Source organism: Phenylobacterium sp., assembly GCF_044358365.1.
In the GTDB taxonomy this organism is placed as follows: Bacteria; Pseudomonadota; Alphaproteobacteria; order Caulobacterales; family Caulobacteraceae; genus Phenylobacterium.
Map to the genome: position 1 here is coordinate 13,863 of NZ_JBIKNZ010000031.1, position 21,943 is coordinate 35,805.

Consider the following 21,943-nt stretch of genomic DNA (forward strand, 5'->3'; position numbering starts at 1 on the left):
GATCTCCTTGGGATTCAGGTTGCGGTCGGGCGCAGGGCCCGGGTGAAGCGTTGGAAAACAAGATCGAAAAGCAGCACGGCGACCAGAGATGCGCCGACCAGCGGAAAGATCAGGCCCAGCGGGAGAACGACGATGGCGAGGCCAAGGTAGGCGCGGCGATCTGCGGGACGCGAAGGGGCCCCCAGGCGTCCTTCTGGCCGTCGCTTCCACCACATCGTGATCGCCGAGACCCCCAGCAGCCAGATTGAAACGCAGCCTGCCAGCATCAGGTATCGATTGACCCAGCCGTACTGCTGGCCCTGGTGAACGGAAATCCCCCACTCGATAGCCTTGGCAGCAGGGCCATACTCGCGCCAGCCGAGGTCTCCGATCACCTTGCCGGTAGCGCCATCGATATAGAGCGTACGACTGTCCTCTACCTGGTCAGGCGCATACGACGCAGTCCAGGCCTTGCCTGCTGATTGGGGAATTGACACCACATAGGGGCGACCTAGACCAGCAGCCTCAACACTGGCAACCACGGAGCCGACGGAGGTGACGCCCGCCATCTGGCCTGTGTGCATCCCGGTGTGTTGCAGCGCCCAGGGCATGGCGTCAGACCTCGCCGCGACCGGGCTGTGAGTGGTGTGCTGACCCCCAACCTCGCCACCTGGCGCGGCGGGCCGTCCCAGCCCGGCCTCGGTCGTGATGGCGCGCACCTGTTTTCCCCAGACCGCCGACCAGGGCATGCCGGTCGCCGCCAGGAAGACAATCACGGCCGACGCGAAGAGGCCGGTCACTGCATGCAGGTCGCGCCAGAACACCCGCCGCGCGGGGCCTGCGCGCACCGTCACAACGCCGCCTGCCTGGCCGCGCGGCCACCAAAGGAATACACCCGTGAAGACCATGACAATCGCCCAGCCCGCGACCACCTCGACCAGCAGATTGGCTTGCGGCCCAGCGATCTCAAGGCTGTGCAGCCGCTTGACAGTGCTCATTACGCCGCCATCCGGGGTCGCCCCAAGGAATCGGGCGTCGTGGGGATCCACATAGGCCGTCTGCTTCATTCTTCCGGCATCCACCACCAGGCGGACCGAGCGTCCCGGTTCGGAGGGCGGCGTGAACTGGATGACCTTGCCGCCCAGCCCGCGTTCCGCTGCCGATACCCATTGGGAGGGTGATGTCGCCGTCGGTCGGATGTCGACCACCTGAAGCGATCTGTAGACGACCCCTTCGATCTCCCCCCTGAACAGATAGAGTGCCCCGGTCAGAGCCATCAGCATCAGGATCGGCAGGATCAACAGCCCCGCATAGAAGTGCCAGCGCCAGAAGGCTCGATAGACTTGTCCGGCGACGTCGGCATCGGCGGGAACATGTGTCTCTCGCGTGGTCACCATGGCCTCCCTGCTCAAAACGCCACGGCCAGGCCGCCAAACACCGAACGCCCATCACCCGGCCAATAGGCGGCGCTGGCGGCTGTCGCCCGGATCTGGGCCTGGATGTTGGAGATGTAGTCCTTGTCCGCCAGGTTCCGGATGTCGATGAACAGCGAGATCCGGTCATTGACCGAATAGCCGGCGTTCAGATTGAGGACGGCATAGGCGGGCGCCTGGGTGAGGTTGCTGTAGTCCACCTGGATCTTTGAGGCCGACCATTCCAGCGAGGGCGCCACGAACCAGCCCGCCGGATGGTCATAGCGCAGCTCGGCCCGGTAGAAGTGTCTGGGCACGATCGGCAGGCGGTTGTCACCATACTGCGCGTCGCCATCGAACCTGAAATCCGAGAGCGTATAGGTCTGCCGCAGACGCAGACCCTTTCCAATCGTCCAGTCCAGCGCCGCCTCGATGCCCTGGTGCACGGTCTTGTCGGCGTTGAAGGTCGAAGCCGGAATGTTCGGCCCCACGGTGAACTGCAGAAGCTCCTTGCTCAGCCAGGCCCGGTAGACTGTGACGTCGAGCAGAAAGGGACCGCGACGACCCCGGAAGCCGGTTTCGGCTGTCCAGGCCTCCTGCGCCTGCACGGGCGCGAAACCGGCATTGGTGGGCGATAGAGAGCCCAGATTTGGTGGTTCCACCGACCGGGTCACATTGGCGAAAGCCTGTGCGCCGTCTTCCGCTTCCCAGAGCAGGCCCAGACGCGGCGCGACCCAGTCGTAGTCTTTCCCGGCCTTCAGGTTGAAGGTCGCCGCGACCCCGGGAATGGCGAAACTCTGGTAGTCGCGTTTCGCCTGGCCCCAGGAGCCACCGGCCACAAGCGCGAGATGCGGCGTCACAAACAGTCGGCCCTCGGCGAAGACGTCGGTCGCATCGGCGTTCTGCAGGGTGCGCGAGGTCGGTGCGCCGCGCGCGCCCTTCGCATTGACATAGAAGTTGGAGTCCAGGTCGCCCGTGCGGACCCAGAGCCCGGCATAGGCGTCGGCGCGCAGTCCCCCGATCTCGCCTTCCCAGTCCAGCCTTGCGAAGGCGGCGTAGTTGCGGCTCTGCTGGTCGATCACCTGGAAGATCGGATGGTCCAGGTCCTTCCATACGGCATAGCCGCCGGCCTCAAGGACGGTGTTGTCGTTCAGCCGCCAGGTGGTGCGCAGCGAGGTCCTGACACCCCGCTGATGGCGGCCATTGTCATTGGCGTAGTTTCCCGGCGCTGGCTGTCGCGGATTGGCGTTGAATTGCGCCAGGGTCAGCGATCCCGGAATCTCCTGGTTGATGTTCCAGCCGTTGATGATGAGCCGGACCGCCCGGTCATCCCCGAAGCTCCGGCCGACGTTCAGAGCGCCGAACTGCAGGTTCTGCTGGCTCTGGGGGCGGTAACCCTGGCCAGTCTGGTTGGTGGCGGCGGCGAAGACGTCCCAGTCGCCGGACTGGCGGGCCAAAGCGACATGTTCGCGCAGAAGGCCATAGCTGCCGCCATCAATACGCACCCGGTTCTCGAAACCTGCGTTTCGGCCGGTGGGGGTGACAACGTTGATGGCGCCCCCCAACAGGGCGCCGCCGAAACGGAGCGCATTGCCGCCACGATAGACCTCGGTGAAGCGGGCGATCAGCGGGTCGATGGACTGGCTGTCGCCGAAGCCGTCGGCCTCGTTGAGGGGCAGGCCGTCCTGGGCGATCAGCAGGCCCCGATTGTGGTTGGCGTTGCCGATGCCCGAACCGCGGATCGAGATACGGATATCGCCGCCCCACTTGCGCTGGGCGTAGACCCCGGGCGCGTCGCGCAGCATGTCGTCGAGTGCGATGGCGAAGCGCTTCTCGTAGGATTCCGCTGAGATCACCGACACGGCGCCAGGGGTTTCGGAAAGGCGTTTGCGCGCGTCGCCAACAACCGGGGGGTCTTCGGGATTGCGGGCGCCGGTGACGATCACCGTATCGACGGTTGTCGGTGTTTCGGCGGCAGACAGGGTCGCCGGCGCAAGCGCGGGCAGGGCGGCGGCTGCGAACAGCAGCGCGCGAAGAGGCGTATTCATGAAAAGGTCTCTCAACACACGGAAGGACAGGCGCGCAGGAGTGCGCGCCGGCGATGTCGATCAGGCGTGAGAGAGTGGTGGGCCTTGTCCGGGTGGACGGGGCGGCGCGCGGGCCTGGGGTCGGAAACCGCGCGGCGTGTCCGCAACCGGTGCTTCAACCAGCGCATAGACAACGCGGCGCAGGCTGATGACCGGCGGCGGCGTCGTGGTGATCGCGGGGCAAAGGCCGTGTTGGCAACTATGATCTGTCGAGGACGGATCGGGGATCGGACCGCCCGGAGCGGATTGCACGCCGTCCAGGGTGCAGAGCGTCATCTCGCTCGGCGACATTGGCGCGGCCGAAGCCAGGGTGGGGATCAGAGCCTGGACCAGCAGGGCGAATGCCGTGAGCAGGGCGACCACGGCCCTGCGTTCGGCGCGCGCTTGCAACGGTTGAGCGGTTGGCAGGTTCACAAAGCCAACTTCTATCGACATCGCTGAATTCCGCAAGGCGCGGGCCTGTGCGATGGTGGGCCCTTGGGTGGGTTGGAGACGCCATGGCCGGAGAGATCGAGACAGGCGCCTACAAGGACGTTGTGCTGTTCCTGGCGACGGCGGGCGTAGTCGTACCCCTGTTCCAGCGCTGGAAGATCAGCCCCATACTGGGGTTCCTGGGCGCGGGCGTGGTTCTGGGCCCCTATGGCCTGGGCAGTCTTGCGGGCGAGATCCAGTGGCTTGGCCTGCTGACCATCGAGAAGCCCCAGGAGCTCTCCCAGCTCGCAGAACTCGGCGTGGTCTTTCTGCTGTTCTCTATCGGTCTTGAACTGTCGTGGGAGCGGCTGCGGAGCTTGCGTCGTTATGTATTCGGGCTGGGCGCCCTGCAGGTCGCGCTCTGCCTTTCCGCCAGCGCCCTGCTGGCGCTGGCCGTCGGTCAACCGCCTATGGCCGCCATCGCCATCGGTGCGGCGCTGGCGCTGTCCTCGACGGCCATTGTTATGCCCATCCTGGCCGAGCAGAAACGACTCCATGCCATGGCGGGTCGGGCCACATTCTCAATCCTGCTGTTCCAGGACCTCGCCGTCGCGCCGATCCTGATCACCCTGACCCTGATGGGGCAGCGGTCCGATCAGCCGTTCTCGCCGGCCCTGCTGCTGCCGCTGCTTCCGGCCATCGCTGGGCTGGCGGTGCTGTTCATTTTCGGACGGGTGCTGCTTCGGCCGATGCTGCGTTCAGTGGCCAAGGCGCGCAGTGAGGAACTGTTCATCGCCGCCTGCCTGCTCGTCGTGATCGGGGCCGGCCTGATCAGCGCAGCCGCCGGGGTGTCCATGGCGCTTGGCGCATTTGTCGCGGGTCTGCTGCTAGCGGAAACGGAGTTTCGACACGAGGTTCAAACCCGGGTTGAGCCGTTCAAGGGCCTGCTGCTGGGACTGTTCTTCATATCGGTCGGGATCAGCCTGAACGTCCCGCTCTTGCTGGACCGACCCGCTGTCATTCTCGGGTCAGCGGCCGCGCTCGTATGCCTGAACGTGGCCGTCGTCTTCCTGCTGGCGCGCGCCTTCGGCCTCAAGTCGCGCAGCGCCATCGAGGCAGCGCTGCTTCTGGCCGGAGCGGGGGAGTTCGCCTTCGTGATTCTCGGGCAGGCCATGGCCCAGGGGCTGGTCGAGCAGACCGCCGGCCAGACGGTTCTCGTTGCGGCGACGCTGTCGATGTTCGCCATCCCCTTCCTCGCCCAGCTGGGCCTGAAGCTCGGCGGGCGACGTGTGGCGCCGGCGGAACTGCCCCGGGATCCCGACACGGTCACTGCCGACTCAAAGCCTTCGGTCCTGGTCGTAGGCTACGGTCGCGTTGGCCGGCTGGTCGGCGAGATGCTGGAGCGCCACGATCTGCCCTGGGTCGCCGCCGACCAGAACCCGAAGTCGGCGGAGCAGGGCCGTCGCGCCGGCAAGGCGATCTACTTCGGGGACGCTGCCCGTCCCGACTTCCTGTTGCGTTGCGGCCTGGCGGATGCGCTCGCTCTGGTGATCACCATGGATGACCCAGAGGGCGCGGAGGCGATTGTGGCGGTGGCGCGCGAACTTCGCCCGGACCTGACCGTCGTTGTGCGTGCGCGGGACGCCCGTCACGCCCAGCGCCTCTATGAGCTTGGCGCCACCGACGCGGTTCCCGAGACAGTTGAAGCCAGTCTGCAACTGTCAGAGGCGGTTCTGGTCGGGATCGGCGTGCCCATGGGCCCTGTCATCGCCTCGATCCACGAACGGCGCGACGAATTCCGCAAGGCGCTGAACCGACCCGAATCGCCGGCAGGCAGGGCGCGACGTTTTCGGCAGGACCGCCAGATTTGAGGGTCCGGGCGATCAATCGCTCCTGGAATCTGCCCGGCCACGGGAAATGTCATCGTCGGTTCAGCCAAATGGAACCAACTCCGTGATTGGTTCGTTGGGACACAACGCGGAGAGCGCTATCCACGGAGAAAACCGACGCGTCCGGTCGTTTCGCAGGGTCTGGCTTCTGGCCTCTCGACATTGCGGAGCGAGTGTGGCTTCGACGACACTTTAGAAACTCACCGATCTTGGTATAAGCGTAGCTGGGTCAATAGGCCGCAGCACACAAGGGCAATAAGAGGGCTCTGAATATGAAACTGAAACTCCTGGCCGGAGCCGCAATGGCTGCGGCGTGCGTCGCCTCAGGCGCCGCGGCCCAAGACGGCTGGTATGGCGCCGTTGATCTCGGCTACCACTGGCCCACCGAATTCAAGGTGACGTCTTCGAACAACGCCGCGAACGGTTCACCGTACGCTTGGGACATCAATCAGAAGGACGACTGGGCCGGCTTCGCCCGGCTGGGTTACCAGCTCGATGACAACTGGCGCATTGAACTGGAAGTCGGCTACCGCGGCGGCGACATTGACTCGATCCGTGGCGGCTCGAACCAGGCTGTCGTCGGCCTCTGCGCCCCGGGTGTGGTCCGCACCACCGGCGCGCCGGCTTGCGGCTCGCCTGATGGTGATGTGACCTCGTGGACCCTGATGGGCAATGTCATCTACGACATTCTCCCTGGCTCGGCCCTCAGCCCCTTCATCGGCGGCGGCATCGGCGTCAACCACACCAAGGTTGATGTCACCGGCCAGTTCTCGAACCTCACCGGCGCGATCAGTGCGGCGAACCCGGCGATCCAGAATCTGGTAATCGACGATAAGGACACCTCGTTTGCCTATCAGGGCATCGCGGGCATCGCCTGGAACGCGACGGATCAACTCCGCGTGGACCTGACCTATCGCTACCTCGCTGGCTCGGACATGGACTTCACCAGCGTCGGCAGCGGTGCGTCTGGCCTGCAGCCCGGCGGGTTCAGCGGCGAGTATCGCGACCAGTCGGTGACGCTGGGTCTGCGCTACCTGTTCGCGGCGGCGCCCCCCCCGCCTCCGCCCCCGCCGCCCCCGCCCCCGCCGCCGCCTCCTCCCCCGCCCCCGCCCCCGCCTCCCCCGCCCCCGCCGCCTCCGGCGCCGGCGTACGAAGCCCGGCAGTTCATCGTCTACTTCCCGTTTGATCAGTTCGTGATCACGCCCGAAGCCCAGGCGGTGATCAACGATGCGGCCAACTACTCCAAGGCCGGAAACGCCACCCGCGTCGTGGTCGTCGGTCACGCCGACACCTCCGGCGGCCTGGCCTACAACGTCCGCCTGTCGGAACGCCGCGCCAAGGCCGTTGCCGACTCGCTGGTCGGCGCCGGTGTGAACCAGACCGCCCTCTCGGTGGACTGGAAGGGTGAGACCATGCCCGCAGTCGCCACCGGCGACGGCGTGAAGGAACCGCTGAACCGCCGCTCGACGATCGACATCAACTTCTGATCTCGATCGACGACGGGTTCGTCGAAATGAAGTTCAGGGCCCGGTGGAAACGCCGGGCCCTTTGCTTTGTCCCTAGAGGGGTAACTGGGTGGTCGACTTGACCTCTTCCAGCACCGCATAGGTTCGGGTCTCGCGGACGCCGGGGATTCGCACCAGCACGTCCTCCAGGAAGGTTCGCCAGGCGGCCAGGTCGCGGACACGTGCCTTGATGAGATAGTCGAACCCGCCGGCTACCATGTGGCACTCCAGGACGTCCGGCGCTCTGCGGGCCGCCTGGGCGAAGGTCTCGAACACTTCCGGCGTCGTGCGATCCAGCATGACCTCCACAAAGATCAGAACGCCGCGTTCCACCATGGCCGGATCGACCAGGGCCGCGTAGCCGGTGATGCAGCCGCTGTCGCGCAGTCGCCGCGTGCGCTCCGAACAGGCCGACGGCGACAGGCTACAACGCTCCGCCAGATCGGCATTGCTGATGCGCCCGTCGGCCTGCAACACCCTGAGGAGGCGCCGATCCGTATCGTCCAGCCGTAGAATATTCGCCAAAATCAACTCCTGCCGCATATTCATCGAAACTATGAGGAATATGCCGCAGCACATTCCCGAAAATCTCCATTACTCCGGATACGGCGTGTTGTGGAGATGGCCGATGACCTTCAATCACCTGGACAATGGCAAGTTCGCCGATGAGCGGACCTCGGTCGCGGCGCTGCTGGCCGCAGCACCGCTCAGCCGGCAGGACCGCGCGGCCGTGCAACTGGAGGCCGAGGCGCTGGTTCGCGCGGCGCGCGGCGCGACGAACCGTCAGGGCGTGGTCGAAAGCTTTCTGCAGGAGTTCAGCCTCTCCACCCGGGAGGGTCTGGCGCTGATGTGCCTGGCCGAGGCGCTGTTGCGCACGCCGGATGAAGAGACCCGCGACCGCCTGATCGCCGAAAAGATCGCCTCGGCCGACTGGGCCAGCCATGCGGGCCAGTCGGACTCCCTGCTGGTCAATGCGTCCACCTGGAGTCTGATGCTGACAGGCCGGCTGATCGACCCCGACGATCAGGCCCGCAATGACCTTTCCGGGTTCATCAGGCGACTGGCCGGTCGCATGGGCGAGCCGGTGATTCGCCGGGCGGTAGGCGCGGCGGTACGGATCATGGGCGAGCAATTCGTCCTGGGTTCAACGATCGAGAAGGCCAGACGCCGGGCGGCGTCGGATGACTTCGTCTGTTCCTTCGACATGCTGGGGGAGGGCGCCAGGACCGACGCTGATGCGGATCGATACGAGGCGGCCTATGCGGGGGCCATCGAGGCCGTTGCGGGGCAGGCGAATGGTCGGGGCCCCGAGCGCGGCCACGGCGTCTCCGTCAAGCTCTCGGCCCTGTCGCCGCGCTATGAGGCGCGACAGGCCGGGCGGGTGATGACGGATCTCTACCCGCGCATCCTCCGGCTGGCCGTGATGGCCGCGGACGGCGACATCAACCTGACGCTCGACGCCGAGGAGGCCGACCGGCTGGTGATCTCGCTCGATCTTCTGGACCGCCTGGCGCGGGAGCCCGCGCTTGGCGCCTGGCGGGGGCTCGGTCTGGCGGTGCAGGCCTACCAGAAGCGCGGGCCTGAAGTGGTGGCCGCTGTCGCCGACATCGCCCGGGCCAGCGGTCGCAGGTTGATGGTCCGGCTGGTCAAGGGCGCCTATTGGGATTCGGAGATCAAGCGGGCCCAGGTGGCCGGTCTGCCGGGCTATCCGGTCTTCACCACCAAGGCGGCGACAGATGTCTCCTACCTCGCCTGCGCCCGCGCATTGCTGGACGCTGCGCCCCATCTCTACGGCCAGTTTGCAACCCACAACGCCCATACCCTGGCGGCCGTGCGCCTGATGGCCAGTCAGCGGGGGCTCAGCCCTGAGTTCCAGCGCCTGCATGGCATGGGCGAGGCGCTGTATGCCGCGGCCCGCGGGCGTTACGGCGACTTTCCGCTCCGCGTCTATGCGCCGGTGGGCAGCCATGAGGACCTGCTGCCCTATCTGGTGCGGCGCCTGCTGGAGAATGGCGCCAACACCTCGTTCGTCCACGCGTTGCTCGACGAAAAGACCCCGGTCGAAAAGGTAGTGGTCGACCCCATCGGTGCGGTGGAGGCGGCCGGCGCGGGCCCACATCCGCGTATTCCCCTGCCGAAGGACCTCTACGGTCCCGGCCGGCGCAATGCGGAAGGTCTGGATCTCTCGATCGCCGCGACCCGTGACGCCATGGCCGCCGCTATTAGCCGCCTGGACGAGGAGACCCTTGAAGCCGGCCCGATCATCTCCGGGCGGTTCGGGAAGGACGGCCCGGGCCAGAGCGCCGTATCGCCTGCCGATCTGTCCCGTGAGCTGGGCCGCGTCTGGACGGCGACCCTGCCGCAGATCGATGAGGCGTTCGCCGCCGCGCACGCCGCACAGCCCGCCTGGGACGCCCGGGGCGGTGAGGGGCGCGCAAGGGTGTTGCGGGCCATGGGCGACGCCCTGGAAACCGAGCGCGACCGTCTGATCGCCATCTGCGTCCGTGAGGCCGGCAAGACGCTCTCCGACGCCATCGCAGAGGTGCGCGAAGCTGTCGATTTCTGCCGCTACTACGCCCTGCTGGCCGAGCGCCAGTTCGCCCAGCCGGAAGTCCTGCGCGGGCCGGTCGGCGAGACCAACCAGCTCAGCCTGCATGGTCGTGGCGTGTTCGCCTGCATCAGTCCCTGGAACTTTCCCCTGGCCATCTTCACCGGTCAGGTCGCCGCAGCGCTGGCCGCCGGCAACGGCGTGCTGGCCAAGCCCGCTGAACAGACGCCGATCATCGCGTCGGAGGCTGTGAAGCTGTTTCATGCGGCAGGCGTGCCTGAGGGCCTGTTGCACCTGACTCCCGGCGACGGCGCGTCGGTAGGTCAGGCGCTGGTCAGCCACTCCGGCTGCGATGGCGTGGCCTTTACCGGCGGCACAGAGACCGCCTGGGCGATCAATCGCGCGCTGGCCGCCCGGCCCGGCCCGATCGTGCCCTTCATTGCCGAGACCGGGGGTCTCAACGCCATGTTCGTGGACACCACGGCATTGCGCGAACAGGTGATCGACGACGTGCTGGTCTCCGCCTTCGGCTCGGCCGGCCAACGGTGCTCGGCGCTGCGCATCCTTTTCCTGCCGCACGAGACCGCCAACCTGATCATCGAGGGGCTCAAGGGTGCGATGCAGACCCTGGTGGTGGGGGATCCGGCCGATCCGCGCATAGATATCGGCCCGGTGATCGACGCCGACGCCAGGGGCGCGCTGGAGGCGCACCTCGTGCGCCTGGCCGCACAGGCTCAGGTCCTGGGCCGGCTGGACGCCCCTGCGGCGGGATGTTTCTTTGCCCCGGTCCTGGCCGAAATCCCGGATGCAGCCTTCCTGCAGAGGGAGGTGTTCGGTCCGGTCCTGCACGTCGTGCGCTACGATCCGTCCCGTCTGGCCGAGGCCGCGCGACCCCTCGTTGACGCCGGCTATGGCCTGACGCTGGGCATCCACAGCCGCATTGAGGCCTTTGCCCGGGAGGTACAGCGCACCGTCCCGGCGGGCAACGCCTATGTGAACCGCGCCATGACCGGGGCGGTGGTCGGCGTCCAGCCGTTCGGCGGGGAGGGTCTGTCCGGCACAGGCCCCAAGGCGGGCGGCCCGCATGCGCTCCTGCGCTATGCGGTTGAGCGCGCGCTCAGCGTCAATATCGCCGCCCAGGGGGGTGATCCGGCATTGCTGAATCTGGACGCCTGATCGCGATCACACTGTTGTGATGACCGCCCCCGGAGGACATGCCTCTCCGAGGGGCGAGCCCTACGTGTTAATCTCTCGTTAACGAAAAAGACTGGGGACGGATCGGCCGCCTCATTGACGAGTCATTAGGACACATGGCCCCATATGTGGACTGGTTCTGGGGTTGAACCACAAGATGTAGGGCAGGAAGCGGTCACGCTTCCCGAGAGGGCACAGGACACAGGTATGAGTGAAGCCGCGCAAGTTGGGATTGCCGAGACTTCTGAAAGGGTTGCGCCGCGCGTGGAGCGGCCGCAGCTGCAATTGGTCCGCAAGGTCGAGGTAGACCGCGCCCGCGATGCGCTGCTGACCGACTTTGGCAAGACCACGCTGGAAGACCGCTATCTGCTGCCGGGCGAGTCCTATCAGGACATGTTTGCGCGAGTCGCCACGGCCTATGCCGACGACGCCGATCACGCCCAGCGGATCTATGACTACATATCCCGTCTCTGGTTCATGCCTTCGACGCCGGTGCTGTCGAACGGCGGCGCGAACCGCGGCCTGCCGATCTCCTGCTTCCTCAACGCCGTGCCGGACAGCCTCGAAGGCATCCAGGGCGTCTGGAATGAAAACGTGGCGCTGGCCTCCAACGGCGGCGGCATCGGCACCTACTGGGGCGGCGTCCGTTCCATCGGCGAGAAGGTCAAGGGCGCCGGTCAGACCAGCGGCATCATCCCCTTCATTCGGGTGATGGACTCACTCACGCTGGCCATCAGCCAGGGCTCGCTGCGGCGCGGCTCGGCGGCGGTCTATCTCGACATCCACCACCCGGAGATCGAGGAGTTCCTCGAGATCCGCAAACCCTCGGGCGACTTCAACCGCAAGTCCCTCAACCTGCACCACGGCATCTCGATCAGCGACGAGTTCATGGAAGCCGTCCGCGACGGCGAGATGTTTGGCCTGCGCAGCCCGAAGAACAACGAGGTCGTCCGCGAGGTCGACGCCCGCTCGCTCTGGCAGAAGATCCTCGAGATCCGCCTGCAGACCGGCGAGCCCTACCTGATCTTCTCCGACACCGTGAACCGCTCGATGCCGAAGCATCAGCAGGACCTGGGCCTGTCGGTCCGCCAGTCCAACCTGTGCTCCGAAATCATGCTGCACACGGGCAAGGATCACCTGGGTGTCGAACGCACCGCCGTCTGCTGCCTGTCCAGCGTCAACGCCGAGACGTTCCTGGAGTGGCGCGACCACCCCACCTTCATCGAGGACGTCATGCGCTTCCTCGACAATGTGCTGGAAGACTTCATCACCCGCGCGCCGCCCGAGATGAAGAACGCCATCTACGCCGCAAAGCGCGAACGCTCGGTGGGCCTGGGCCTGATGGGCTTCCACTCGTTCCTGCAGAGCCAGGGCGTGCCCTTCGAAAGCGCCATGGCCAAGTCGTGGAACATGCGCCTCTTCAAGACCCTGCGCCGCCAGTGCGACGCGGCCTCGCGCACCCTGGCCGCCGAGCGCGGTCCGTGCCCCGACGCCGCCGAGCGCGGCGTGATGGAGCGGTTCAGCCACAAGCTGGCCATCGCCCCCACCGCCTCGATCTCGATCATCTGCGGCGGCACCAGCGCCGGCATCGAGCCGATCCCGGCCAACATCTACACCCACAAGACCCTGTCGGGCACCTTCGCGGTGAAGAACCCCTTCCTGGAAAGGCTGCTGGACGCCGCCGACCAGAACACCGCAGCTGTCTGGGATTCCATCCTGCAGAACGAAGGCTCGGTCCAGCACCTGGACTTCCTCAGCCAGGACGACAAGGACGTCTACAAGACCGCCTTCGAGATCGACCAGCGCTGGGTCGTCGAGCTGTCGGCCGACCGCACCCCGGACATCTGCCAGTCCCAGTCGGTCAACCTGTTCCTGGCCGGCGACGTCGACAAGTGGGACCTGCACATGCTGCACTGGCAGGCGTGGGAGCGGGGCTGCAAGAGCCTCTACTACCTGCGCTCCAAGTCGGTGCAACGCGCCAGCCACGCCGGCGGCGAGGCCCTGGCGGCCCACGTCTACGCCGAGGGCAAGACCGACTACGACGAGTGCCTCGCCTGCCAGTAATGGCGCGGCGCAATCCGTCCCCAGGCTGTTCACAAGATGTTGGGGTATAGCTTCAACATACCGCTAGATGTAGATCGTACTTGGCGCCTATCGTGGCGGCCAAAATAAACCCTCGCTGTCTGGATTCGCCGCCGTGTCCACCGCCTCCAATATCCGCACGCTCCCGGGCTTGATGACGCCCTCCTATGCCTACAAGCCGTTCCGCTATCCGTGGGCCTATGAGTTCTGGAAGAAGCAGCAGCAGGTCCACTGGATGCCGGAGGAGGTTCCGCTGGGCGAGGACCTCAAGGACTGGGCCACCAAGCTCAACGACCGTGAGCGCAATCTGCTCACCCAGATCTTCCGCTTCTTCACGCAAAGCGATGTCGAGGTGAATGACAACTACATGGAGCGCTACGCCCGCGTCTTCAAACCTACCGAGGTGAAGATGATGCTGGCCTCGTTCTCCAACATGGAGACGATCCACATCGCGGCCTATGCGCTGCTGCTCGAGACCATCGGCATGCCCGACGCCGAGTTCACGGCCTTCCTCGACTTCCAGGCCATGCGCGACAAGCACGACTACATGCAGCAGTTCGGCGTCGAGACGCACGGCGACATCGCCCGCACGCTGGCCATGTTCGGCGGCTTCACCGAAGGGCTGCAGCTGTTCGCCAGTTTTGCGATGCTGATGAACTTCCCGCGCCACAACAAGATGAAGGGCATGGGCCAGATCGTCTCCTGGTCGGTCCGCGACGAGAGCCTGCACTGCGAGGGGATCGTCAAGCTCTACCACGCCTTCAACGCCGAGACCGGCGCGGTGACGAAGAGCGTCGCCGACGACATCGTCGACTGCTGCAAGACGGTGGTGAACCTGGAGGACAAGTTCATCGACCTGGCCTTCGAGGCCGGCGAGATCCAGGGCATGACCCCCGACGACATCAAGAAATACATCCGCTTCATCGCCGACTGGCGCCTGCGGCAACTGGACCTGCCGGAGGTCTACGGCGCGAAGGAAAACCCGCTGCCCTGGCTGCAGAGCATGCTGAGCGGCGTGGAGCACGCGAACTTCTTCGAGGCGCGGAGCACGGAGTATTCCAAGGCCGCGACGCGGGGGCAGTGGCACGGCGAGGCCGGCGTGTGGGCGGCGTTTGATGCGGCCCGGGCGCGGCGGGTTGGCGGTGAGGTTGTGGCGGGGGAGTAGGGGGGTGGTAGGTCAGATGACAACGGCGGACCAAACTATGATGCGCGCGAGATAGAAGGCTTGAGAGATTCTTTAGCTTGAGAGCGATAGTGGGCTGAGCGAAGTCGAGCAGTGCTCAGGCTAAGGAGTTCCAATGGCATATCCAATCGAACAAAAGCTCGTTGTGGGCATTACTTCCACCGCTCTATTTGATTTTTCAACAGAGCATCAGATTTTCCTCGATGAAGGTCTTGATGCATTCCGAGCGTATCAAGCCGCCCATGGGTCGGACATACCAACGCCAGGGGCTGCCTTTCCATTTATTAAACGACTACTTCACTTGAATAAGCTGTTTCCTGAGGAATCTCCGGTCGAAGTTGTAATGTTGTCACGGAATGACCCAGAGGCAGGTCGCAGAATGATGTCAGCGATGCCGCACTATGAGCTAGACATTTCTCGTGCTTTCTTCCTTTCCGGCGCAACTCCGTATCCCTACATGAGCGCCGTCAATGCCTGCCTATACTTGAGCACTGACAAGGAAGAAGTTAAGGACGCAATTGCGAAAGGTCACCCCGCAGGTCATGTATTACCGTGCGCAATGCAAGACGGAGACTATGACAATCAACTTCGAATTGCGTTTGATTTCGACGGCGTTCTTGTGGATGACGAGGCTGAATCGCAGTATGAACATGGCGGCCTTCCGTTGTTTCATCACTACGAAGTAGAAAATAAGGACCGACCATTGAAAAATGGCCCCCTAATGCCTTTGATGAAACAGATTGCGGCTATTCAAGAAATTGAACGTAGAGGCTCACAGCGGACGAACAGCCAAGAGAAGGCGGTAAGGATTTCAATTGTCACAGCAAGAAGTGCGCCAGCTCATGAGAGGCTGTTGAACACGATGAAGAATTTGGGAATAGAGGCTGATGAGTTGTTTTTGACGGGCGGTATCGAGAAGAAGAATATACTCGATGTATTAAAGCCACAGATATTCTTTGATGATCAACTTGGTCATCTTACGCCCGCGTCAGCGAGCACTCCATGTGTACACATCCCATTTGGAATTCGGAATCAGTAAATAAAGGGACGTAGTCCTGGAGCCGCGCGGATACTTGAGGCACAGCGCCGGTGATTTTCCTCCCTACCCTTCGTCAGTCGACGGCCCCGGGAAGCCTCCCGGCCCGACTGCCGGGTTGGCGCTTGTGTGGAATGTAGCGATACGATGCTCACTGAAGCTTGTCGGTGCCGCCACCTGACCCGAAACGCGGAGACAGGATATCCAGTCCGGTGCCCCGTGTTGCGGCGCGCCTTCTAGGGATTGGCCCTTAGGGCTTCATCGATGAAATCGGCATCCTCTTTGCTGAACTTGATATTGGCGAGCAGCCAGCTCAGAATTTCCCGCTCGGTTTGACGTTCCGCCGAGCCCACGGCTGCCTCCTTCAATACCTCAATTCGATTATAGATCGGTGCATTGTGGGCAATGCCACCTCGAAGCACGATGTCCTCTTGCTCGCCGGGACAGAACAACAGGTTGGCCTCCGCGAGCGGTTTGCGGCGACGGTCATCTCTGGGCAGATCTACGAGCTTCTCAATTGGAGAAGATGTGTGGTGACGCCAGAGCGTTGGGTTGAGCGCAAGTTCGCTCACCCAGTCGATTTCACGCCCATCAGCCAAGCGCTGGAAACGTGGTCTGGCGAAGCGCCTACACCAATAGATGTAGTGGTCGGCCTTGAGGATATCATCCCTTGCCAGAACATAACTATAGGTTCCGTATCTACTGTTTGGATGTCCGTAGGTGTCTACAGCCCATATGAAGTCGCTGTCTACGTTGTCAAATATTCGAACCGGCCCCAGCCATGCCGGGCGTTCGAACGGCGGGGGCGCCAGTCGCTCATCAATGTCTCGCACGGCGTCGAGCAGCGGCCTCATCGTGTGGCCAAGACGCTTCGTGCTTCTCCCGTTAAGCAGGAGAATGGCCTTCAGATATTTTTCCATCGCATGAAGTATGAGCCACCAGAAGTCGCGGTCTCGGTGCTCAAAGTATGCGGCACGCGCGCTGACATAGTTGTCATCCGCCGTATCAATGAACATCTCCCTGACGATACTTATCTGCCGGGCTTGTGCGATGTTCATTGACATCCGACTCCATGGGCATCGTCAGATGCCTCGCCGCACCAAATCTCACGGATGATGCGAGCCTGACGCTCAAGCCAAGTCAAGGTCGGCGCGCAGCGCCGCCGCGGGGCGGTTGCCCCCGATGCGCGTCGCGCATCGGCCCCCCTCGCTTCGCGATCCACCCCCAGAGGGGGTGGAATGGGCGAACCTTGAGTTGGCCTGGGCGTCAGGCAAACTGGCTGCCATGAGATCCATGGCTGGGCCTGCGCCGACGCGCGTCTACTGACGGCGCACGCGACCCCACCTCCTCGCCCCCGACCCCGCGAATGCGGGGGAAGAGAGGGAGAGGACTAAGGAGAGGGCCGGCTCGCAAGAGCGTGATCCGCCGGTGGGAGTCCGAGGATCAGCGGCGGCGACGCTTTCGGGCCCTCGACGTCCCCCCGGTGTCAGCCCAGCCGGCCCTCTCCTCAATCCTCTCCCTATCGGCGCTGTGCGCCGGGGGAGAGGCGGCGGGTGTCGCGCGCGTCGAGGATGGCCAGGCACACGCCGCCGCGGTTGGTGAGGACGTCAGAGTTCCAGAAGCGCAGGACGCGCAGGCCGCACCGTTCGATGTAAGCCGTGCGGTGGGTGTCGTAGGCGATCCGGTCGGCGTGCTGGTCGCCGTCGACCTCGACCACCAGGCGGGCGTCGCGACAGAGAAAGTCGAGGATGTAGTGGCCGAGAGGGACCTGGCGTTTCCAGGTCATACCTCCGAGGCGGCCGGCGCGGAGTGCACTCCAGAGGTGCGTTTCGGCGGGGGTGTCCTGGCGGCGCATCGTGCGGGCGCGGTGGAGGATGAGGTTCCGGCCGAGGCTTTTGATCTGGCCCATGAAATCAATGTTCATGTTAAGTTCTGTCGGGTCAAGCGCCTCCTCGCCCCTGCTCGTCCTCACCCGAACCAGCCGGCCTTTGACAGCGGTATCTCGGCCACCAGCCGGATGTCCTGGCCGACGCGGGATTCAACCTCCAGCGCTTCAAAGTGGCCGTGGATGTCGAGGTCGCCCTGGTTGAGGGCGAAGGCCAGTTCGCGGGCGGTGGTATAGTCCGGGGTGGTGGCCACGGTTATATGGGGCAGATAGGGGCTGTCCTGGCGCAGGGCCGGTCTCAGTTTCCCCATATGCAGGGCGTCGTGCAGCTTCAGGATCGCGCCGAAGCCTTCATCCGGGATCAGGAAGACATGGAAGCGGCCGATGGCGGGCTCCGGCACCACCAGGGCTGACCTCAGGCGGAAGCGGATGGGATGAAAGCCCTTGGTGTAGGCCTGGATCGTCTTCACGAAGGCGGCGGGCGCAATGCTCAGGTTCGCGAAGACCAGGGTGAAATAGGGCGAGCCCCGGCTGCCGGCGCGGCGCGAGCGGATGTCGGTTAGCCAGGCCAGATCGGCCTTGTTGAAATGGGGTCGGGCAATGACTTCGAGCGATTCCATATCGGCTCCCCGTGATCACGAATGCATTAGGGGTGTTTGCAGAAGACATGAAACGGGTTCGGCGCCGGCCCCCTCACACCACCCGATCCTGCAGCCACACGATCGCCGGATAGACCGCCAGCCAGGTCCAGAAGAAGCGGTTGAGGCCGAACAGGCAGGCGTTGGCCAGGTGGAAGAGGCCGGCCAGCGCCAGGGCCGCGATCAGCGTCGGCTGGGCAGCCAGGCTGAGCGGGAAGGCCAGTTCCAGCCCGATCACCGCCCACGACATGGCCCGCATCACGCGCGGCCGATCGGCCCACCCGCGCAGGGCCTCGCTGACCGGATAGGCGGAGAACCGGAACACGTCGGCCAGCGCCCGGCCCGAGCGCCAGTCGGGGTTGATCAGCTTCACCCCGCCGGCGACGGCGTAGGACAGGGTCAGCTGCAGGCCCAGATAGCCGAAGGCCACCTCCCGCGCGGGCTGGGTGGGCAACAGCTGGGCGGCGATCAGGCACCAGAGCGCCAGCAGCCCCATGCGGTCGCTGCCGCCGTTATAGGGCCCCTGAAACCGCATCAGGATCAGCAGCGACAGGCCACCCATGCCCACCAGCGGCCAGGGGCCCGCCACGCCTGCGATCACCAGCCCGCACAGCAGCGTCCGCGCCGCAAACAGCCACCGCTCGCGCCGGTCGCCGGCCAGATGCTCCAGACCCTGCTGGATTAGCGCCAGCGCCAGCAGCACCTCGGTCAGGCGGACAGCGGCTTCCAGGGTCATGGGGCGATAAGGTCCGCGCGGCGGCGGGGCGGGGCGGTGAACAGGGTCTCGCGCACCAGCTCCCCGCCCTCGCGCCGGATGAAGACCAGGCGAAACCACAGCCATGGCGCCAATCCGGCCGCATCCGGCGCGCGGGCCAGCTCGGCGGCGATGCGGCGGAAGATCTCGTCCTCACTGTGGGCGGTGGGCTGGTCGACCAGCCGCTCGGCGCAGCTCACCAGGAACAGGGTCTCGTTCCAGCGCGGGTTCCAGAAAAGCCGCCCCAGCATCGCCAGCGGCGGGAGGCGCGCCGGCCGGGGCCGGAATTCCTGCCACACGCCAGGCGCCGCCTCGGGCGCCGGGCCGAGCGCAAACTCGATCCGGGGCGAGGGCGCGATCACGTCGAAGAACGTCCACGACGGAACCAGCGCCGGCAGGAGCAGCCTGAGCGCCTTCAGCATGACGGGCAGGATGGGAGGGTTCGGCGGCGGCGGCAACGGGCCAGCGCGAGCCCCGCCTTCAGCCCGCCTCTTCTCTCGTCAGCGAGATATCCACCATGATCTCGCCCGAGATGGCCTCCAGCGCCATCTGGACGTCCTGCGCCGTCACGCCGGCGGGCAGCCGCAACCGCGCCTCCAGGTGGAACAGCGGCGCCCCGGAATAGGGCTCGGCGCTGATGCGGGTCTCGAAGGCGTCGATGTTGACGTCCAGCACGGTCAGGGCGCCGGTCACCTGGCGCACGATCCCCGGCCGGTCCTGACCGACCAGGCTGAACGACACCACCTCGCCCGTCTCGCCCGTGTCCTCAAGCGCCGGCGCGATCCGCACGTCCAGTCCCTGGACGTCCACCGACGTCACCGCCGCCCGCAGGGCCTCGACGCGATCCGGCGCCAGTTCGACCCGTACCGAGCCCACATAGAGGCCGCCCAGCCGGCTCAGATGGCTCTCCAGCCAGTTGCCGCCCGCCGACAGCACCGCATCCGCCAGCGCCTGGGTCAGGCCCGGCCGGTCGCTGCCGATCACGCTCAGGATCAAGGTCGCCATGGTTTGCCTTTCATCAGCAGGGCCCGCCCCGGCCCCCGTACGGCCACGCCCGCCCGGCGTCGTCAAGCGGCGCGATCACGCGGCGGGACTTCAACACCGCGCAAGTGTTCCTATTTTGTTCGAATGCACAGCACCGTCGCCGCCCGCCGTTCGCGCCAGAAGGCCGAGCTCCTCGCCCGCCTCGCCACAGGCCCCTGCCTGGCCGACGTCTGTCGCGCGCCCGACATGCCGGACGTAAAGTCCGTCAGCAACTGGGCCCGCGCCGACCCCGCCTTCGCCGAACAGCTGGCCGCCGCCCGCCTGCGCGGCCGCAACCTGCGCGCCAGCCACTACGACGAGGCGCTCGCCGCCGCCTTCCTGGCCCGACTTCAGGCCGGCGAACCTGTCGGCAGCATCCTGCGCGACCCCGCCATGCCCGGCCGGCGGGTCTATAACTACTGGTGCGCCACCCAGGCGGCCTTCGGCGAGGAAGTCTGGCGCGTCACGCGGGTCTACCGGGGCGTGCGCAGCCAGATCCGCTGGGATGCGCACCGCGCGCTCCGCCATCGCGCCTGGGACCAGACGACCGCCGACGCCATCTATCTGCGCGTGCTGCGCGGCGAGACCATCCCCGCCGTCCTGGCGGATCTCAAGCTGGCTCCCGCCGCCTTCGCCCGCTGGCGCCGCGAGCAGCCCGAACTGGACCTGATCATGCGAAAGGCGGTGCAACTTGGTCCCCGGGCCCGCGGCCCGGCCCGCGCAGCCCTGCGATGCACACCCGAACTCACCCGCCGCATCGAACATCGCATCATCATGGGCGCCTCGCTCCACAGCCTTTCAAGGGAGCCCGACATGCCCAGTTCCAACAGCCTCTACCGGTGGGTACGCGAACGCCCCGACTTCGCCGCCGCCGTCGCCAGCGCCTGCCGCTACCGCGACGAACAGTATCAGGACCAGCTCGTCGACCTCACCCGCACCGCCGGCCTCACCACCCGCGCCCACGCCATCGCCAAACGCCTCGGCCAGCTCAACCCCTATCCGGGGGAGCGGCGCGGGCGGCGGCAGGCCACGACCCCAACCCCTTGACGCCACCGCCCGACCCGCCATCCTCCCCTTTGGAGGCGCCCTTGGCCGACATCTATCCCAGACAGCCGCACTGGACCGACGCAGAGCTCGACCTCATCGTGGCCGACTACTTCGCCATGCTGGCCCTCGAACAGGCCGGTCAGCTCTACGTGAAAACCCACCATCGTGTGCGTCTGCTCGAACAGTTAAACTTGATCTCGCCAGCCCCACGCACGGGTGGCTCGATCGAGCGCAAACACCAGAATATTTCGGCTGCGCTGCAAGAGATCGGCGAGCCGATCATTCGCGGCTATCTGCCTTTGGCGAATTTTCAGGCCGCGATCCTAGATGCCATCAGCCGCCGCCTCGCGACCCAACCGTCGCTTTGGGTTCCCGCGGCGCTCGACCAGGTGGCCGAACCCGCCATGCCTTTCTTCGAGCCCGCGCCCCCGCTGCAGCCGCCTCGCGAACGCCCCGCCATCCTCGAACGCTTCGTCGCCAAGTTTGATGCCGGCGCCCGCGACTTCCGCAACCGCCAGCTGGGCAAGGCCGGCGAAGAGATGGTCTTTCACTTCGAGCGCCAGCGCCTGCTGGACGAAGACCGCCCCGATCTGGCCCGCAAGGTGCGCTGGGTGGCGGAGGAAGACGGCGACGGCGCCGGCTATGACATCCTGTCTTTCGACCGCGAGGGCGGCGAGCGTCTGGTGGAGGTGAAAACCACCCGCGGAAACCAGACCACCCCGTTCTTCCTCACCCGCAACGAACACGCTCTGTCCGAAGAACGCACCGACGCCTTCAAACTGATGCGCCTCTACGCCTTTGCCCGCGACCCCCGGATGTTCGAACTCACCCCGCCGCTGGGCGAGGCTGTGCGGCTGTCGACGCACCCGTATCAAGCGCGGTTTTCTTGAGGGCGGGGGGAACTGTGGATCGGATCAAGACTCCGATAGCTACCTGAAAAAATTGACAGTCGGGTTGGGGTGATCAACAATCCATACAAATGGACTGGAGTTTTTCGGTCGGCGTCGGGCTCCTGGGTTTCTCAGGGGCCCTTCTGCTTTCTACGGGAACACTTTCATCCCCTCATGCCCCAGTTTCGGTTGGATCAGGTCGAATGCGCGGTTCGGCTGGGTAGGACGCATCACTTTCAGTCCGATTGGCCGTGCAAACAAGTCGTCTAGAGCGTCGTGCCTGAATCGGGAATCGAAGGATTCCCAAATCTGGCGAAGCGTGATTCACCGTGGATGGAGGTGGATCATGGGCAAGAGCTATTCGATGGACCTGCGCGAGC

At 65.3% G+C, this 21,943-nt stretch carries 18 protein-coding genes; 8 read left to right on the plus strand and 10 right to left on the minus strand.

The genetic code is table 11. The features are described 5' to 3' along the window. Positions 1-14: 14 nt before the first annotated feature. Genes ACIQ3B_RS10305 through ACIQ3B_RS10315 form a run of 3 tightly spaced genes read right to left on the minus strand, consistent with a single transcriptional unit; the run spans position 15 to position 3,913 of the window. Positions 15-1,376, minus strand: coding sequence for a PepSY-associated TM helix domain-containing protein (locus tag ACIQ3B_RS10305; RefSeq protein ID WP_397402217.1), 1,362 nt, complete (start codon positions 1,374-1,376; stop codon positions 15-17). Positions 1,377-1,387: 11 nt separating this feature from the next. Continuing rightward, a complete protein-coding gene (locus ACIQ3B_RS10310) occupies positions 1,388-3,439 on the minus strand; it encodes a TonB-dependent receptor family protein (RefSeq protein ID WP_397402219.1) in 2,052 nt (683 codons plus the stop codon). 60 nt (positions 3,440-3,499) lie between these two features. Further along, a complete protein-coding gene (locus ACIQ3B_RS10315; RefSeq protein WP_397402221.1) occupies positions 3,500-3,913 on the minus strand; it encodes a hypothetical protein in 414 nt (137 codons plus the stop codon). A gap of 62 nt (positions 3,914-3,975) precedes the next feature. Here ACIQ3B_RS10315 and ACIQ3B_RS10320 point away from each other — a divergent pair, with 62 nt between their 5' ends. After that, the gene (locus ACIQ3B_RS10320) at positions 3,976-5,760 is read left to right on the plus strand and encodes a cation:proton antiporter (protein ID WP_397402222.1); all 1,785 of its coding nucleotides are present in this window, start codon (positions 3,976-3,978) and stop codon (positions 5,758-5,760) included. Positions 5,761-6,050: 290 nt separating this feature from the next. Continuing rightward, positions 6,051-7,265 (plus strand): OmpA family protein, encoded by a 1,215-nt coding sequence (locus ACIQ3B_RS10325; protein WP_397402224.1) that lies wholly within the window; start codon positions 6,051-6,053, stop codon positions 7,263-7,265. A gap of 72 nt (positions 7,266-7,337) precedes the next feature. On the opposite strand, the gene ACIQ3B_RS10330 is transcribed toward ACIQ3B_RS10325, so the two are convergent. Beyond that, positions 7,338-7,826 (minus strand): Lrp/AsnC ligand binding domain-containing protein, encoded by a 489-nt coding sequence (locus ACIQ3B_RS10330; RefSeq protein WP_397402249.1) that lies wholly within the window; start codon positions 7,824-7,826, stop codon positions 7,338-7,340. 85 nt (positions 7,827-7,911) lie between these two features. On the opposite strand from ACIQ3B_RS10330, the gene putA reads away from it, so the two are divergent. From putA to ACIQ3B_RS10350, 4 genes are all read left to right on the plus strand, one after another. Continuing rightward, positions 7,912-11,007, plus strand: a complete 3,096-nt coding sequence (gene putA, locus ACIQ3B_RS10335; RefSeq protein WP_397402226.1) for a bifunctional proline dehydrogenase/L-glutamate gamma-semialdehyde dehydrogenase PutA — start codon at positions 7,912-7,914, stop codon at positions 11,005-11,007. A gap of 225 nt (positions 11,008-11,232) precedes the next feature. Then, a complete protein-coding gene (locus ACIQ3B_RS10340; protein WP_397402228.1) occupies positions 11,233-13,089 on the plus strand; it encodes a ribonucleoside-diphosphate reductase subunit alpha in 1,857 nt (618 codons plus the stop codon). A 172-nt stretch (positions 13,090-13,261) separates the two neighbouring features. Then, positions 13,262-14,272, plus strand: coding sequence for a ribonucleotide-diphosphate reductase subunit beta (locus ACIQ3B_RS10345; protein WP_397402251.1), 1,011 nt, complete (start codon positions 13,262-13,264; stop codon positions 14,270-14,272). A gap of 133 nt (positions 14,273-14,405) precedes the next feature. Further along, on the plus strand, positions 14,406-15,329 hold the full coding sequence (locus ACIQ3B_RS10350; RefSeq protein ID WP_397402230.1) for a 5'-nucleotidase: 924 nt from the start codon (positions 14,406-14,408) through the stop codon (positions 15,327-15,329). Positions 15,330-15,562: 233 nt separating this feature from the next. On the opposite strand, the gene ACIQ3B_RS10355 is transcribed toward ACIQ3B_RS10350, so the two are convergent. From ACIQ3B_RS10355 to ACIQ3B_RS10380, 6 genes are all read right to left on the minus strand, one after another. After that, positions 15,563-16,384 (minus strand): hypothetical protein, encoded by an 822-nt coding sequence (locus tag ACIQ3B_RS10355; protein ID WP_397402232.1) that lies wholly within the window; start codon positions 16,382-16,384, stop codon positions 15,563-15,565. A 461-nt stretch (positions 16,385-16,845) separates the two neighbouring features. Further along, on the minus strand, positions 16,846-17,250 hold the full coding sequence (locus ACIQ3B_RS10360) for an endonuclease domain-containing protein (RefSeq protein WP_397402233.1): 405 nt from the start codon (positions 17,248-17,250) through the stop codon (positions 16,846-16,848). A 44-nt stretch (positions 17,251-17,294) separates the two neighbouring features. Beyond that, positions 17,295-17,831, minus strand: coding sequence for a 2'-5' RNA ligase family protein (locus ACIQ3B_RS10365; RefSeq protein ID WP_397402235.1), 537 nt, complete (start codon positions 17,829-17,831; stop codon positions 17,295-17,297). A gap of 73 nt (positions 17,832-17,904) precedes the next feature. Then, positions 17,905-18,585, minus strand: coding sequence for an HTTM domain-containing protein (locus ACIQ3B_RS10370; protein ID WP_397402237.1), 681 nt, complete (start codon positions 18,583-18,585; stop codon positions 17,905-17,907). After that, the gene (locus tag ACIQ3B_RS10375; RefSeq protein ID WP_397402239.1) at positions 18,582-19,061 is read right to left on the minus strand and encodes a hypothetical protein; all 480 of its coding nucleotides are present in this window, start codon (positions 19,059-19,061) and stop codon (positions 18,582-18,584) included. Before ACIQ3B_RS10375 ends, ACIQ3B_RS10370 begins: the two co-directional genes overlap by 4 nt. Before the next feature lie 22 nt (positions 19,062-19,083). Then, the gene (locus ACIQ3B_RS10380) at positions 19,084-19,608 is read right to left on the minus strand and encodes a glycine cleavage system protein R (RefSeq protein WP_397402241.1); all 525 of its coding nucleotides are present in this window, start codon (positions 19,606-19,608) and stop codon (positions 19,084-19,086) included. Between the two features lie 123 nt (positions 19,609-19,731). Here ACIQ3B_RS10380 and ACIQ3B_RS10385 point away from each other — a divergent pair, with 123 nt between their 5' ends. Then, on the plus strand, positions 19,732-20,673 hold the full coding sequence (locus tag ACIQ3B_RS10385; RefSeq protein ID WP_397402243.1) for a hypothetical protein: 942 nt from the start codon (positions 19,732-19,734) through the stop codon (positions 20,671-20,673). Between the two features lie 41 nt (positions 20,674-20,714). After that, entirely contained in the window at positions 20,715-21,563 is an 849-nt protein-coding gene (locus ACIQ3B_RS10390) for a DUF3883 domain-containing protein (protein ID WP_397402245.1), read from the plus strand. Positions 21,564-21,943 lie beyond the last annotated feature (380 nt).